13 protein-coding genes, 1 tRNA gene and 1 pseudogene are annotated in these 14,772 nt (G+C 58.7%); 9 read left to right on the top strand and 6 right to left on the bottom strand.

Annotated features, from left to right (window positions below; all coding sequences use genetic code 11):
- The first annotated feature begins 23 nt into the window (after positions 1-23).
- From tolR to nadA, 9 genes and pseudogenes are all read left to right on the top strand, one after another.
- On the top strand, positions 24-476 hold the full coding sequence (gene tolR / locus AB4O41_RS23685) for a protein TolR (RefSeq protein ID WP_161807482.1): 453 nt from the start codon (positions 24-26) through the stop codon (positions 474-476).
- Positions 476-1,555, top strand: a complete 1,080-nt coding sequence (gene tolA / locus AB4O41_RS23690; RefSeq protein WP_447793810.1) for a cell envelope integrity protein TolA — start codon at positions 476-478, stop codon at positions 1,553-1,555. Before tolR ends, tolA begins: the two co-directional genes overlap by 1 nt.
- A complete protein-coding gene (gene tolB, locus AB4O41_RS23695) occupies positions 1,552-2,853 on the top strand; it encodes a Tol-Pal system beta propeller repeat protein TolB (protein ID WP_460144900.1) in 1,302 nt (433 codons plus the stop codon). The genes tolA and tolB overlap by 4 nt, the downstream gene beginning before the upstream one ends.
- Before the next feature lie 52 nt (positions 2,854-2,905).
- Entirely contained in the window at positions 2,906-3,403 is a 498-nt protein-coding gene (pal, locus tag AB4O41_RS23700) for a peptidoglycan-associated lipoprotein Pal (protein ID WP_003178634.1), read from the top strand.
- A gap of 6 nt (positions 3,404-3,409) precedes the next feature.
- Positions 3,410-4,260: pseudogene (gene ybgF, locus AB4O41_RS23705) on the top strand (tol-pal system protein YbgF).
- A gap of 167 nt (positions 4,261-4,427) precedes the next feature.
- Positions 4,428-5,075: a 7-carboxy-7-deazaguanine synthase QueE gene (gene queE / locus AB4O41_RS23710; RefSeq protein ID WP_008072914.1), complete on the top strand. Its 648-nt coding sequence runs from the start codon at positions 4,428-4,430 to the stop codon at positions 5,073-5,075.
- 1 nt (position 5,076) lies between these two features.
- Positions 5,077-5,769, top strand: a complete 693-nt coding sequence (queC, locus tag AB4O41_RS23715; RefSeq protein WP_460144901.1) for a 7-cyano-7-deazaguanine synthase QueC — start codon at positions 5,077-5,079, stop codon at positions 5,767-5,769.
- Positions 5,770-5,832: 63 nt separating this feature from the next.
- Positions 5,833-5,908 (top strand) — tRNA-Lys (locus AB4O41_RS23720).
- A 251-nt stretch (positions 5,909-6,159) separates the two neighbouring features.
- The gene (gene nadA / locus AB4O41_RS23725; RefSeq protein WP_008072916.1) at positions 6,160-7,218 is read left to right on the top strand and encodes a quinolinate synthase NadA; all 1,059 of its coding nucleotides are present in this window, start codon (positions 6,160-6,162) and stop codon (positions 7,216-7,218) included.
- Positions 7,219-7,331: 113 nt separating this feature from the next.
- Here nadA and AB4O41_RS23730 read toward each other — a convergent pair whose 3' ends face one another.
- From AB4O41_RS23730 to gcvH, 6 genes are all read right to left on the bottom strand, one after another.
- Positions 7,332-7,820 (bottom strand): RDD family protein, encoded by a 489-nt coding sequence (locus tag AB4O41_RS23730; RefSeq protein ID WP_460144902.1) that lies wholly within the window; start codon positions 7,818-7,820, stop codon positions 7,332-7,334.
- A 95-nt stretch (positions 7,821-7,915) separates the two neighbouring features.
- Positions 7,916-8,128 (bottom strand): cold-shock protein, encoded by a 213-nt coding sequence (locus AB4O41_RS23735; protein WP_003175786.1) that lies wholly within the window; start codon positions 8,126-8,128, stop codon positions 7,916-7,918.
- Between the two features lie 391 nt (positions 8,129-8,519).
- Positions 8,520-9,644, bottom strand: a complete 1,125-nt coding sequence (gene gcvT / locus AB4O41_RS23740; protein ID WP_460144903.1) for a glycine cleavage system aminomethyltransferase GcvT — start codon at positions 9,642-9,644, stop codon at positions 8,520-8,522.
- 33 nt (positions 9,645-9,677) lie between these two features.
- On the bottom strand, positions 9,678-11,054 hold the full coding sequence (locus AB4O41_RS23745) for an L-serine ammonia-lyase (RefSeq protein WP_460144904.1): 1,377 nt from the start codon (positions 11,052-11,054) through the stop codon (positions 9,678-9,680).
- A gap of 201 nt (positions 11,055-11,255) precedes the next feature.
- Positions 11,256-14,108 (bottom strand): aminomethyl-transferring glycine dehydrogenase, encoded by a 2,853-nt coding sequence (gcvP, locus tag AB4O41_RS23750; RefSeq protein WP_460144905.1) that lies wholly within the window; start codon positions 14,106-14,108, stop codon positions 11,256-11,258.
- 11 nt (positions 14,109-14,119) lie between these two features.
- Entirely contained in the window at positions 14,120-14,503 is a 384-nt protein-coding gene (gene gcvH / locus AB4O41_RS23755) for a glycine cleavage system protein GcvH (protein WP_460144906.1), read from the bottom strand.
- Positions 14,504-14,772: the final 269 nt, after the last annotated feature.

Raw genomic sequence — 14,772 nt, forward strand, 5'->3', positions numbered from 1 at the left:
GCAGGTAATTTCCAATGGCTTTAATCGCTCGAGCTCGCAAAAAGCGCAAGCCGGTTGCCGAGATGAACGTGGTGCCTTACATCGACGTGATGCTGGTACTGCTGGTCATCTTCATGGTGACCGCGCCGATGCTCAATCAGGGCGTGAAAGTTGATCTGCCCAAGGTTTCCAGCGAAGCCTTGCCGCAGGACAACAACACCCAGGTCCTGACCATTTCGATCAAGGCTGACAAGACCTACTACTGGAACCTTGGCAGCGAAGTCGACACCGAAAAGCAGCAGGACAAGGCCATGACCTTGCCGCAAATGACCGACGCGGTGACCAAGATCATTCGCGCCGGTACTGAAGGCGGCAAGCGTACCCAGGTATTCATTCGCGGCGACAAGACTGTCGATTACGGCTCCGTCATGGGCGCGATGGGCGGGTTGCAGAAAGCCGGGGTCGGTAATGTTGGCTTGATTACCGAGGCACCCTGATGCAGCAAATGCGAGAGCCGTCCGCCTCGGAAAGCTACTTCTGGCCTAGTGTCTGGGCGATTGTCTTGCACGTGCTGGTTTTCGGCATGCTGTTTGTCAGTTTCGCCTTCACACCGGAGCTGCCGCCGGCCAAGCCGATCGTCCAGGCGACCCTGTACCAGTTGAAATCGAAAAGTCGGGCGACCACCCAGACCAATCAGAAGATTGCGGGTGAAGCGCAGAAATCCGCTGCGCGCCAGACCGAAGTCGAACAGATGGAACAGAAAAAGATCGAGCAGGAAGCGATCAAGGCCGCGGAACAAAAGAAGGAAGATGCGGCTCAAAAAGCCGAAGAATCCAAGAAGGCCGACGAGACGAAGAAAGCGGAAGAGGCAAAAAAGGCTGATGAAGCCAAGAAAGCCGATGAAGCCAAGAAGACCGCCGAAGCCAAAAAGGCCGAAGAGAAACAATTGGCTGATATAGCCAAGAAGAAATCTGAAGAAGAAGCCAAGAAAGCTGCTGAAGAAGAGGCCAAGAAAGCGGCCGCTGAAGAAGCGAAGAAAAAGATCGTCGAAGACGCGAAGAAGAAAGCCGCCGAAGACGCCAAGAAGAAATCTGAAGCTGAAGAGGCGAAGAAGAAAGTCGCCGAAGACGCGAAGAAGAAAGCTGCTGCCGATGCCGCGAAGAAAAAATCGCAGGAAGCGGCACGTAAATCCGTCGATGAGAAAAAGGCTCAGGCCCTGGCAGATTTGCTTTCCGACACGCCGCAGCGTCAGCAGGCCTTGGCCGATGAGCAGGGTGACGAAGTCGCCGGCAGTTTCGATGATCTGATTCGTGCTCGTGCAGCGGAAGGCTGGGCTCGTCCACCTTCGGCACGCAAAGGCATGACGGTCGTGTTGCAAATCGGCATGTTGCCGGACGGTACGGTGACTTCGGTTGGCGTGGCCAAGTCCAGCGGCGATGGTCCGTTTGACGCTTCCGCTGTAGCGGCGGTCAAGAACATTGGACGTTTGACAGAAATGCAGGGAATGAAGCCGAGTGATTTCGCTCCGTATCGTTCATTCAAGATGACATTCACACCTGAGGATCTAGCCTTGTGAGAAACCTTCTTCGAGGAATGCTTGTCGTTATCTGCTGCCTGGCAGGGATAGCGGCGGCAGATGAAAAAAACATTCTGGTCACCAGCGGCAGTGATCGGGCCACCCCGATTGCAGTCGTTCCGTTCGGCAACCAGGGTGGCAGCGTGCTGCCGGACGACATGGCCGAAATCATCGGTAACGACCTGCGCAACTCGGGTTACTACTCGCCGATTCCAAAACAGAACATGATCAGCCAGCCAAGCCAGGCGAGCGAAATCATTTACCGTGACTGGAAGGCTGTTGGTGCCCAGTACATTATGGTCGGCAGTATCGTTCCAGCGGGCGGTCGCCTGCAGGTTCAATACGCACTGTTCAACGTCGCCACCGAGCAGCAAGTGCTGACCGGCAGCGTGTCGGGCAGCGTCGATCAACTGCGCGACATGGCGCACTACATCTCCGACCAGTCGTTCGAGAAACTCACCGGTATCAAAGGTGCGTTCTCGACACGTCTGCTGTACGTGACAGCCGAGCGGTTCTCCGAGAAGAACACTCGCTACACGCTGCAACGTTCGGACTATGACGGTGCCCGTGCCGTGACCCTGCTGCAATCGCGCGAGCCGATCCTGTCGCCGCGTTTTGCACCGGATGGCAAGCGCATTGCCTATGTGTCGTTCGAGCAGAAGCGTCCGCGCATTTTCATGCAGAACATCGACACCGGTCGCCGTGAGCAGATCACCAACTTCGAAGGCCTGAATGGTGCGCCAGCATGGTCGCCGGATGGTCAGCGTCTGGCATTCGTATTGTCGAAAGATGGCAACCCGGACATCTATGTGATGAACCTGGGTTCGCGTCAGATCAGTCGCGTCACCAACGGTCAAGGTATCAACACCGAACCGTTCTGGGGTAAGGATGGTTCGACCATTTACTTCACCTCCGACCGTGGCGGCAAGCCACAGATCTACAAGACCAGCGCAAGCGGTGGTGGTGCGGAGCGTGTGACCTTCATCGGTAACTACAACGCCAACCCTAAACTGTCGGCTGATGAAAAGACCCTGGTGATGATCCATCGTCAGGAAGGCTTCACTAATTTCAAGGTGGCGGCCCAGGATTTGCAGCGAGGTAGTGTAAAGATCCTCACTGATAGCACTCTGGACGAGTCGCCTACTGTTGCGCCCAACGGCACCATGGTAATCTACGCCACCCGCCAGCAGGGCCGGGGAGTCTTGATGCTCGTGTCCATTAATGGACGCGTGAGGCTCCCGCTTCCTACCGCACAAGGCGAAGTCAGAGAACCGTCCTGGTCCCCTTACCTGAACTGACGCGGCGCTACACGTTGTACTTAACACACTGGGGTTCATTAGGAGTTTCACGATGGAAATGCTGAAGTTTGGTAAATTTGCTGCGCTGGCTCTGGCCATGGCTGTAGCTGTAGGTTGCTCGTCCAAAGGCGGCGACAACGCCGGTGAAGGCGCTGTTGATCCAAACGCTGGTTACGGCGCTAACACTGGTGCTGTTGACGGCTCCCTGAGCGAAGAAGCTGCTCTGCGCGCAATCACCACCTTCTACTTCGAATACGATAGCTCGGACCTGAAGCCAGAAGCCATGCGCGCTCTGGACGTTCACGCCAAAGACCTGAAAGCAAACGGCGCTCGCGTTGTTCTGGAAGGCAACACCGACGAACGTGGTACTCGTGAGTACAACATGGCACTGGGCGAGCGTCGTGCGAAAGCCGTTCAGCGCTACCTGGTACTGCAAGGTGTTTCCCCAGCTCAGCTGGAACTGGTTTCCTACGGCGAAGAGCGTCCAGTTGCTACCGGCAACGACGAGCAGTCCTGGGCTCAAAACCGTCGCGTCGAACTGCGTAAGTAATTCGTCATGCGAACGTGCCGTCGTGCTGTAACTGTTTTGGCTCTCAGCCTCGCACCGCTTGCGGTGTGGGCTGCGGTTCCTGTGGTCGAGGACAACTCCGGCTATAACAATAGCGGGAGTAGTTATCCGCCTGCGGGTTACGGTACGAACGGCGCCTATGCCGGGGGAGGGTTTCGGCCCCTGTCTCGGCACAGGGCGAGCTGTTCAACCAACTGCAATCGATGCAGGAGCAGATCTCGCGCCAACAGGGTGTGATCGAAGTTCTGCAAAATGATGTAGCGCGCATGAAGCAAGAGAACCTGGAGCGATATCAGGATCTTGATCGGCGCATAGGAACCGGCGTTGCACCAGCCGCGACTCCTGATAATTCTTCCACCGGTGGCAATTTGAATGCCCCCGGTGCTGCAGCCGGCGCAGGTGCCGGAGCGGCAGCCGCTGCCACTTCCACACAAGCGCCTGCCGCGGGTGGCGAACCGGCAGATCCGGCGAAGGAAAAACTGTATTACGATGCAGCCTTCGACCTGATCAAAGCCAAGGATTTCGACAAGGCCAGCCAGGCTTTCGCCGCATTCCTGCGCAAATACCCGAGCAGCCAATACGCGGGCAACGCTCAGTACTGGTTGGGTGAAGTGAACTTGGCCAAAGGCGATCTGCAAGGTGCAGGTCAGGCATTTGCCAAGGTTTCGCAGCTGTACCCCAAGCACCCTAAAGTGCCTGATTCGCTGTACAAGCTCGCTGATGTAGAGCGTCGTCTCGGTCATACCGACAGGGTCAAAGGCATTCTGCAGCAGGTCGTGTCCCAATATCCGGGCACTTCCGCCGCTCAGTTGGCCCAGCGTGATCTGCAAAAAATGTAAAGGCTGCTTGACCCGTTTCGAAGAAACCCGCGCTTGTCGCGGGTTTTTTCGTTAGAATTCACGCCCTTTTTATGAAACACGCTTTTTGGGATCTGCGCGTTGGCGAGGTTCCTTGAAGTGCCTGACGGAGGCGGACAGCCTGTTTAGCTGTTACGCCCGTGGCGACTATGCAAGACACATTGAGAATCACCGAAGTTTTCTACTCGTTGCAGGGTGAAACGCGGACTGCCGGGCTGCCCACTGTTTTTGTGCGCCTGACCGGTTGCCCATTGCGTTGCCAATACTGCGACAGCGCCTACGCGTTCACTGGCGGCACCATTCGCACGCTCGATGACATCCTCGAGCAAGTGGCCGGTTTTCGCCCGCGTTATGTGTGTGTCACGGGAGGCGAACCCCTGGCGCAACCGAATGCCATTCCCTTGCTCAAGCAGTTGTGTGACGCCGGCTACGAAGTGTCCCTGGAAACCAGTGGCGCGCTGGACATCTCGGCGGTCGATCCACGGGTCAGTCGCGTCGTCGACCTGAAAACCCCGGGTTCGAAAGAAGCACACCGCAACCGCTACGAGAACATCGAGCTGCTCACCCCTAACGACCAGGTAAAGTTTGTCATCTGCTCGCGGGAAGACTACGACTGGGCCGTGTCCAAGCTGATTCAGTACGGTCTGGATCAACGTGCTGGCGAAGTCCTGTTCTCGCCGAGTCACCATGACCTGAACGCGCGTGATCTGGCGGACTGGGTGGTGGCGGACAATCTGCCTGTGCGTCTGCAATTGCAGCTGCATAAATATCTTTGGAATGACGAGCCGGGGCGCTGAAATGACTGAACAAACGAACACTGCAGAAAAACGTGCGGTCATCTTGCTGTCCGGCGGCCTCGACTCCGCGACTGTCGTGGCTATGGCCCGTGCCGAAGGCTACAGCTGCTACACCATGAGCTTCGATTACGGTCAGCGCTCTCACGCCGAATTGCACGCCGCCGCACGTGTCGCCCAAGGCCTTGGTGTGGTCGAGCACAAGGTGATCGGCCTGAACCTGAATGGTATCGGCGGCTCGGCCCTGACCGACCCTAGCATCGATGTGCCGGAAACGCCGGGTGAAGGTATCCCGGTGACTTACGTGCCGGCGCGCAACACCGTGTTTCTGTCTCTGGCGCTGGGCTGGGCCGAAGTGCTGGGCGCGCGTGACATCTTTATCGGCGTCAACGCGGTGGATTACTCCGGTTACCCGGATTGCCGCCCCGAGTTCATCGAAGCCTTCGAGCGCATGGCTAACCTGGCGACCAAGGCTGGGGTAGAAGGGCAGGGCTTCCGCATCCAGGCGCCACTGCAGAACCTGAGCAAGGCGCAGATCGTTCAGGCAGGCGTGAAGCTTGGCGTCGATTACGGGCTGACCGTTTCCTGCTATCAAGCAGACGATAATGGCCGTGCCTGCGGTAAATGCGACAGCTGCCGCCTGCGTGCAGAAGGCTTCGCGGCGGCCGGTGTGACTGACCCAACACCTTATTTTTGATTTATTTAAAATTAGGTGTTGAATAGTCCTTAAAAATCAGTATTATACGCGCCACCACACAGCGGGTCGTTAGCTCAGTTGGTAGAGCAGTTGGCTTTTAACCAATTGGTCGTAGGTTCGAATCCCACACGACCCACCATTTTAAAAAATCTGGAAGGCCCACGTAAGTGAGGATTTCCGGGTTTTTTTTTGCCCGCGATTTGAGCTCGGCTCAGTCCGTGTGGCGCAGGTCAGAATCATCTTTTGCATCCACGGGATATTCTGTAGCCTTGCGCAGCTTCAACGCTGTCCACGCCTGATGAACACTCACTCTCCCGGCGGTACCCTGAAGGGTCCGGAGCCGGGTGTATACTCGACTTTCGCGCGAAAGCGCCTGCAGGTCTTGCGAACATGACGCAGATTTCCGAACGCCTTCTGGTTCAAGCCCACCTCGATGCCAAGCAGCCCAAACCGCTGACCGCCGAGGAAGAGGCTTATTACCGTACTGCCATCGCTGCCGAGCTCAAGGCTCAGGACGCGGTGCTGGTTGCCCACTTCTATTGCGATCCGGTCATTCAGGCCCTGGCCGAAGAAACCGGTGGCTGCGTCTCCGACTCTCTGGAGATGGCCCGCTTCGGCAATGCCCACCCGGCCAAGACCGTGGTGGTCGCCGGTGTGAAGTTCATGGGCGAAACCGCGAAAATCCTCAACCCTGAAAAACGTGTGCTGATGCCGACCCTGGAAGCGACTTGCTCGCTGGACCTGGGTTGCCCGGTGGACGAATTCTCGGCGTTCTGTGATCAGCACCCGGAACGTACGGTGGTTGTGTATGCCAACACTTCGGCGGCGGTCAAGGCACGTGCGGACTGGGTGGTGACTTCCAGCTGTGCGCTGGAAATCGTCGAAAGCCTGATGGATAACGGCGAAACCATCATCTGGGCCCCGGACAAGCACCTTGGCACTTACATCCAGCGCAAGACCGGCGCCGACATGCTGCTGTGGGACGGTGCCTGCATCGTCCACGAAGAGTTCAAGGCCAAGCAGCTCGAAGACATGAAGGCGCTGTACCCGGACGCGGCCATTCTGGTGCACCCGGAGTCGCCGACCGCCGTCATCGAATTGGCCGACGCGGTGGGTTCCACCAGTCAACTGATCGCTGCCGCGCAAAGTCTGCCGAACAAGACCCTGATCGTCGCCACCGACCGCGGCATCTTCTACAAGATGCAGCAGCTGTGCCCGGACAAGGTCTTTATCGAAGCGCCAACGGCCGGTAACGGCGCAGCGTGCCGAAGTTGCGCGCATTGCCCGTGGATGGCGATGAATACGCTTGAGCGCACGCTGAAGAGCTTGCGTGAAGGGACCAACGAGATCTTTGTTGATCCAGCATTGATTCCGCAGGCGGTGCGGCCGTTGAAGCGGATGCTTGATTTCACGCAGGCGGCGCGAATGAAGTTGGCGGGCAACGCCTGACACTTACTGTGGCGAGAGCTAATGTGGCGAGGGAGCTTGCTCCCGCTCGGTTGCGCAGCAGCCGCATTTGGGGGCGCTTCGCACCCCAGCGGGAGCAAGCTCCCTCGCCACAGTTACTTGGTTTTCTTCGGAATGCGTACAAGCTGGGTATTGGAGTAGATGTCATGCCAGCTGCGCTTCTGCTTGTCGAGCAGCGACCAGAAGAAACCCAGCCCGATACATAGCCAGGACGCGATCGACAGCACAAAGCGCAGCAGCGCCTGCCACAGGCTGATGGATGAGCCATCGGCGTTTTGCACGCGAATGCCCCAGACCTGCATGCCCAGTGTCTGCCCCGACCAAGTCCAGAACTTGGCGAAGAAGCCGAACAGCACGAACAGCAGCACCGTCGACAGCAATGGATCACCATCCAGCGCGCCGGCTTCGGTCAGGGCGCGCATTTTTTCTTCGCCGATGATCGCCATCTGGGTCATTTTATAAACGCCGCTGGTGACGATCAGCAGGGCGGTGCATAACAGGAAGTCGTAGAACATCGCTGCCAGGCGACGACCCAGGCCGACGGCGGGGAAGTCGCCCCGTGGGTTGAGCAGGTGTTTCGACATGGCAGCCTCTGAGCGGAAAAAGAAGCCATTTTACGGATTTACGCGCACAAAAAAGCCCCTGATATCAGTATCAGGGGCTTTTTCGTTACAGAAGATCAGGCTTCTGCTTGTACTTCGTCAGCCTGCATGCCTTTCTGGCCTTGCACAGCAACGAAAGTCACTTTCTGGCCTTCTTTCAGGCTCTTGAAGCCGTTGCCCTGAATAGCGCGGAAATGTACGAACAGATCCGGACCGCTTTCTGGAGTGATAAAACCAAAACCTTTCTCGTCGTTAAACCACTTGACGGTACCGCTCTGACGTTGGGACATTTCTTATTTCCTTTGACGCAAAAATGAATGACAGTCTCCTTCCGATGAAAGAGTACTGGGGCTGGTTGCAGGAGAGTAAGAAGACGTCGAACGGGATGTAGCTAACTTGTAGGCTACTGCCCAGGTCACGATTCCAAGCGACCCATGCAAACACAGTGAGCAAACTCTACGCCAACTACGGGAGAAAAAACAAGCCCTGCGAAGGCCCGGATTTCCTCGGGTTGTGACAATCAAGGGGGGCACTAACGCAGGCTTATTCGATAGAGTTGTTCAGTTGTTTTCGATCGTTATAAGTAACGTTCATAAACGAAACGTACGCACTGTTTTATGGCGGCTGCGTTACAGATTAGTGCATTGTTAACGCAGCCGCGTTACTTATAGAAACAGTCAATCAACCGCGATAGTAGCGTTGTGGAACAAATGGCATTTTGCTTACAAGCAAAGGCACCTTTTTCCCACGAACAATTGCCCAAACTGGCGTATCCAGACCGATGTAAGCGCTGTCGAGGTAACCCATGGCCAAAGGACCTCCGAGGGTTGGACCGAAACCGCCGCTGCATACGCTGCCGATGATTTCGCCGGCTTCGTTGACGATTTCCGCACCTTCGCGCACTGGCGTACGTTCCTGCGGCAGCAGGCCAACGCGTTTGCGGCTGACACCCGCTTGCTGCTGGGCGAACACGGTTTCAGCGCCAGGGAAGCCGCCGGCCCGCGCGCCATCGGCACGACGAGGCTTGGAGATGGCCCACAACAGGCTCGCTTCGATTGGGCTGGTTTCGGTGTTCATGTCGTGGCCGTAGAGGCACAGACCGGCTTCCAGGCGCAGGGAGTCGCGAGCGCCGAGGCCGATAGCGGCCACTTCCGGTTCGGCCAGCAGGGCGCGCGCCAGAGCCTCGGCGTTGGCCGCTGGTACGGAGATTTCGAAACCGTCTTCACCGGTGTAGCCCGAACGGCTGACAAAGCAGTCCACGCCCAACAGCTTCACGCGGGCGAATTGCATGAAGGTCATCTTCGCAACTTCAGGCGCCAGGCGTGCGAGCACAGTGACGGCGGCCGGGCCTTGCAGCGCGAGCAACGCGCGCTCTTCGAACAGTGGCTCGATGGTGCACTGGTCGCCGATGTGCTTGCGCAGATGCGCCAGGTCTTGGTCCTTGCAGGCCGCGTTGACCACCAGGAACAGTTCGTCGTTACCGAGGTTGGCGACCATCAGGTCGTCGAGGATGCCGCCGGTCTCGTTGGTGAACATCGCGTAGCGCTGCATGCCCACTGGCAAGTCGATGATGTCCACCGGCACCAGGGTTTCCAGAGCTTTGGCCGCGTTGGCGCCGGTCAGGCGGATCTGGCCCATGTGCGAAACATCGAACAGCCCGGCTTGATCACGGGTGTGCTGGTGTTCTTTCATCACGCCCAAGGGGTATTGCACCGGCATGTCGTAGCCGGCAAACGGCACCATGCGGGCGCCGAGTTCGAGGTGCAGTGCGTGCAACGGGGTTTTCAACAATTGTTCGGTGGACATATCCAGCTCCTGAAAATAGTGCTGATGCGCGCATCAGCACTCGATAATGTTGACCGCCAAACCGCCACGGGCGGTTTCCTTGTATTTGCTTTTCATGTCGGCGCCGGTCTGGCGCATGGTGCGGATGACTTTGTCGAGGGAGACGAAGTGCTGACCGTCGCCGCGCAAGGCCATGCGCACCGCATTGATGGCCTTGACCGAACCCATGGCGTTGCGCTCGATGCAAGGCACTTGCACCAGCCCGCCAATCGGGTCGCAGGTCAGGCCGAGGTTGTGCTCCATGCCGATTTCGGCGGCGTTTTCCACCTGCTGCACCGTGCCGCCCAGTACTTCACACAAGGCGCCGGCGGCCATGGAGCAGGCGACGCCGACCTCGCCCTGACAGCCGACTTCGGCGCCGGAGATCGAGGCGTTTTCCTTGTACAGAATGCCGATCGCGGCGGCCGTCAATAGAAAGCGCACGACGCCATCTTCGTTGGCGCCTGGGATGAAGCGCATGTAGTAATGCAACACCGCCGGAATGATTCCGGCTGCACCATTGGTGGGCGCCGTAACCACGCGTCCGCCGTTGGCGTTTTCTTCGTTGACCGCCAGAGCGTATAGGTTGACCCAGTCCAGCACTGACAGCGGATCGCGCAGCGACGATTCCGGGTTGTTGCACAGTTGCCGATGCAGCGCCGCGGCCCGACGTTTGACCTTCAGTCCACCAGGAAGGATGCCTTCGTTGCGGCAACCGGCGGTGACGCAGTCTTGCATCACTTGCCAGATCTTCAGCAAGCCAGCACGGGTTTCCGCTTCGGGGCGCCAGGCACTTTCGTTGGTCAACATCACTTGGCTGATGGATAAACCGTAGGTGCTGCAATGACCGAGCAGGTCCTTGGCGCTTTTGAACGGGAAGGTCAGCGGTGTGGCGTCTTCGACGATGCGATCGGCGCCGGCGGCGTCTTCATCGACCACGAAGCCGCCACCTACCGAGTAGTACTCGCGGCTGCGGATTTGCAGACCCGCGGCATCGAACGCGCGGAAGATCATGCCGTTGGGGTGATAGGCCAACGGTTTGCGAATCATCGCCAGGTGTTCTTTCTCGTTGAACGCAATGCTGTGTTCGCCGAGCAGGTTCAAGCGACCGTTGCCGCGAATCTCTTGCAGGCGAGCGGCGACGGTTTCGGTGTCTACGGTATCCGGGTGTTCGCCTTCCAGGCCCAGCAACACAGCCTTGTCGCTGCCGTGGCCTTTGCCGGTGGCGCCGAGCGAGCCGTAGAGCTCGACTTTGAGGCAGGTGGTTGCGGCCAGCAGCCCTTCACGGCGCAGACCTTCGGCGAAACGCGCAGCGGCACGCATCGGGCCGACGGTGTGGGAGCTGGAGGGGCCGATGCCAATCTTGAACAGGTCGAACACGCTTAACGACATGGTTGTTCTCCGGTTTCTTGTTATAGGAATTGGCGGAAGTTGAGGCTTGGCACAAATCCCTGTGGGAGCGGGCTTGCTTGCGAAAGCGGTGGATCAGTCACTATCAATGTTGTCTGACCCACCGCTTTCGCGAGCAAGCCCGCTCCCACAAGGGGATATGCGGTGTTCTTGAGTGGGGCGGATTAACCGCCCCACGCAGATTTAAGCGTAGCTTTCGATCGACGGGCAGGCGCAAACCAGGTTGCGATCGCCGAAGACGTTGTCGACGCGGCCGACCGGTGGCCAGTACTTGCCTTCGATCAGCGACGCAACCGGATACACCGCTTGCTCGCGGCTGTACGGGTGAGTCCACTCGCCGACGATTTCCGCGGCGGTGTGCGGTGCGTTTTTCAGCGGGTTGTCGTCCTTGTCCAGCGTGCCGTTTTCCACCGCGCGGATTTCTTCGCGGATGCGGATCATGGCGTCGCAGAAGCGGTCCAGTTCTTCCTTGGATTCGCTTTCGGTCGGTTCGATCATCAACGTGCCGGCCACCGGGAACGACATGGTCGGGGCGTGGAAACCGAAGTCGATCAGGCGCTTGGCGACGTCATCGACACTGATGCCGCTGCTGTCTTTCAACGGACGCAGGTCGAGGATGCATTCGTGCGCCACCAGGCCGTTGCTGCCGGTGTACAACACTGGGTAATGCTCTTCGAGGCGACGGGAAATGTAGTTGGCATTCAGGATCGCCAATTGCGAAGCACGCTTGAGACCCGCGCCACCCATCATTCGAATGTACATCCAAGTGATCGGCAGAATGCTCGCGCTGCCGAACGGTGCCGCGCAGACCGCGCCTTCCTTGCGTTCCATCTGGGCGTGGCCCGGCAGGAATGGGGTCAGGTGCGACTTGACGCCAATTGGGCCGACGCCCGGGCCGCCACCGCCGTGTGGAATGCAGAAGGTCTTGTGCAGGTTCAGGTGGGACACGTCGCCGCCGAACTTGCCCGGTGCGCAGAGGCCGACCATGGCGTTCATGTTGGCGCCGTCGATGTACACCTGGCCGCCGTTGTCGTGAATGATCCCGCAGATTTCGCGGATACCTTCTTCGAACACGCCGTGGGTCGACGGATAAGTGATCATCAATGCCGCGAGGTGTTCGCGGTGCTCGATGGCCTTGGTGCGCAGGTCTTCGATGTCGACGTTGCCGCGGGCATCGCAGGCGGTCACGACCACACGCATGCCAGCCATGTTGGCGGTGGCCGGGTTGGTACCGTGAGCGGACGACGGGATCAGGCAGATGTCGCGACGGTCTTCGCCACGGCTCTGGTGGTACGCACGGATCGCCAGCAGGCCCGCGTATTCACCTTGGGAACCGGCGTTCGGTTGCAGGGAGATCGAGTCGTAACCGGTGGCGGCACAGAGCATCGCTTCCAGTTCATCGGTCAGCTGCTGATAACCGGCGCTTTGCTCGGCCGGGGCGAATGGGTGCAGGGCACCGAATTCGGCCCAGGTCACCGGGATCATTTCGCTGGCGGCGTTGAGTTTCATGGTGCAGGAACCCAGCGGGATCATGGTGCGATCGAGGGCCAGGTCCTTGTCGGCGAGCTTGCGCAGGTAGCGCATCAACTCGGTTTCCGAATGATAACGGTTGAACACCGGGTGGCTGAGGATCGGCGATTGGCGCACCAGCGCGGCCGGGATCGTGCTTTCAATGCTTGCGGCCAATGCGGCGAAGTCTGGCAGCGCCTTGCCGTCGGCCAGCAGGGTCCACAGGGTTTCCACATCAGCTTGCGAAGTGGTTTCGTCCAGGGACAGGCCCAGACGCTCGCCATCTACAACACGCAGGTTGATCTGCTGAGTACGCGCCTTGTCGTGCAAGGCAGCTGTTTGCGCGCCGGTCTTGAGCGTCAGCGTGTCGAAGAAGCTGGTTTGCTCGACGGTCAGGCCCAATGCGCTCAAGCCTTGGGCGAGGATCGCGGTCAGGTGATGAATGCGCTTGGCGATTTGCGTCAGGCCTTTCGGGCCGTGGTACACGGCGTACATGCTGGCGATGTTGGCCAGCAGCACTTGGGCGGTGCAGATGTTGCTGGTGGCTTTCTCGCGACGGATATGTTGCTCGCGGGTCTGCATGGCCAGGCGCAGGGCCGGCTTGCCGAAACGGTCCACGGAAACGCCGACAAGACGGCCCGGCATGTCACGCTTGAACGCGTCCTTGGTGGAGAAATAGGCCGCGTGCGGACCACCGAAGCCCAGCGGCACGCCGAAGCGTTGCGCGCTGCCAATGGCCACGTCAGCGCCGAATTCGCCTGGCGGAGTCAGCACGGTCAGCGCCAGCAGGTCAGCCGCGACTGCGACCAGCGCATTAGCCGCGTGGAAGCGTTCGGTCAGTTCGCGGTAGTCGAACACGTCACCGTTGCTGGCCGGGTATTGCAGCAAAGCACCGAAGAATGGCGTCACGTCGCTCAGTTCGCGCTCATCGCCGACCACCACGTCGATGCCCAGCGGCTCGGCACGGGTGCGCAGCACGTCGAGGGTTTGCGGGTGGCAATGCACCGAGGCGAAGAACGCGTGGCTGCCTTTGTTCTTGCTCAGGCGTTTGCAGAAGGTCATGGCTTCGGCAGCGGCGGTGGCTTCGTCGAGCAGCGAGGCGTTGGCGATCGGCAGGCCGGTCAGGTCGCTGATCAGGGTCTGGAAGTTCAGCAGCGCTTCGAGACGGCCCTGGGAAATTTCTGGTTGGTATGGGGTGTAAGCGGTGTACCAGGCCGGGTTTTCCAACAGGTTGCGCAGGATCGGCGATGGCGTGTGAGTGCCGTAGTAGCCCTGGCCGATGTAGGTTTTGAACAGCTGGTTTTTACCGGCGATGGATTTGATCAGCGCCAGGGCATCCGCTTCACTCAGGCCGTCTTCCAGGCCGAGGACGCTGGTGCCTTTGATGCTGTCGGGAATGACGCTGGCGCTCAGGGCTTCCAGGGAGTCAAAACCCAGGCTGTTGAGCATGGCTTGCTCGTCGCCGGAACGCGGGCCGATGTGGCGCGCGATGAATTCGTTGGCGGTCGTCAGATTGACTTGAGTCATGTCAGCGCTCCTCAGGCTTCAGCGTTGGCTTTGATCAGACGGTCGTAAGCGTCTTGATCCAGCAGTTGGCCGACAGCCGAGGCGTCGCTTGGCTGGAAGCGGAAGAACCAGCCTTCGCCCAGCGGATCTTCGTTGACCAGTTCAGGGCTGCTGTCCAGCGCCGGATTCACTTCCAGCACTTCGCCGTCGAGTGGCATGTACACGCCGCTAGCGGCTTTTACCGATTCCACGGTGGCGGCTTCAGCGCCTTTGTCGTAGGACTGCAGCTCAGGCAGTTGTACGAAAACCACGTCGCCCAGGGCGTTCTGTGCGAAAGCAGTGATGCCGACTGTGACGGTGCCGTCAGCTTCGGTGCGCAGCCATTCGTGATCTTCAGTAAAACGCAACTCGCTCATGGAAACTCCTAAGGGGGCCAGACTCGTCTGGTGGGCGCGATTGAATGCTTGGGCAAAAAGCCCTGCTTTATGGGTGGTTACTAAGCAAAAACGCGGCCAATGTTATTTATTCTTTATAAATCAATAAGTTATTTGTTTTTATGAAAGACTTGAAAAAGCTGGCTGTAGCGAAATCGCTACAGCGCGGACTGAATAAAAAAGCTGAGGTGGATCAAAGCCTTGCGACAGCGGTGATCGGGAGAGGGTGTAGCGATATCATTCCACTGTAG

This window comes from Pseudomonas sp. S2_A02 (genome assembly GCF_054668495.1).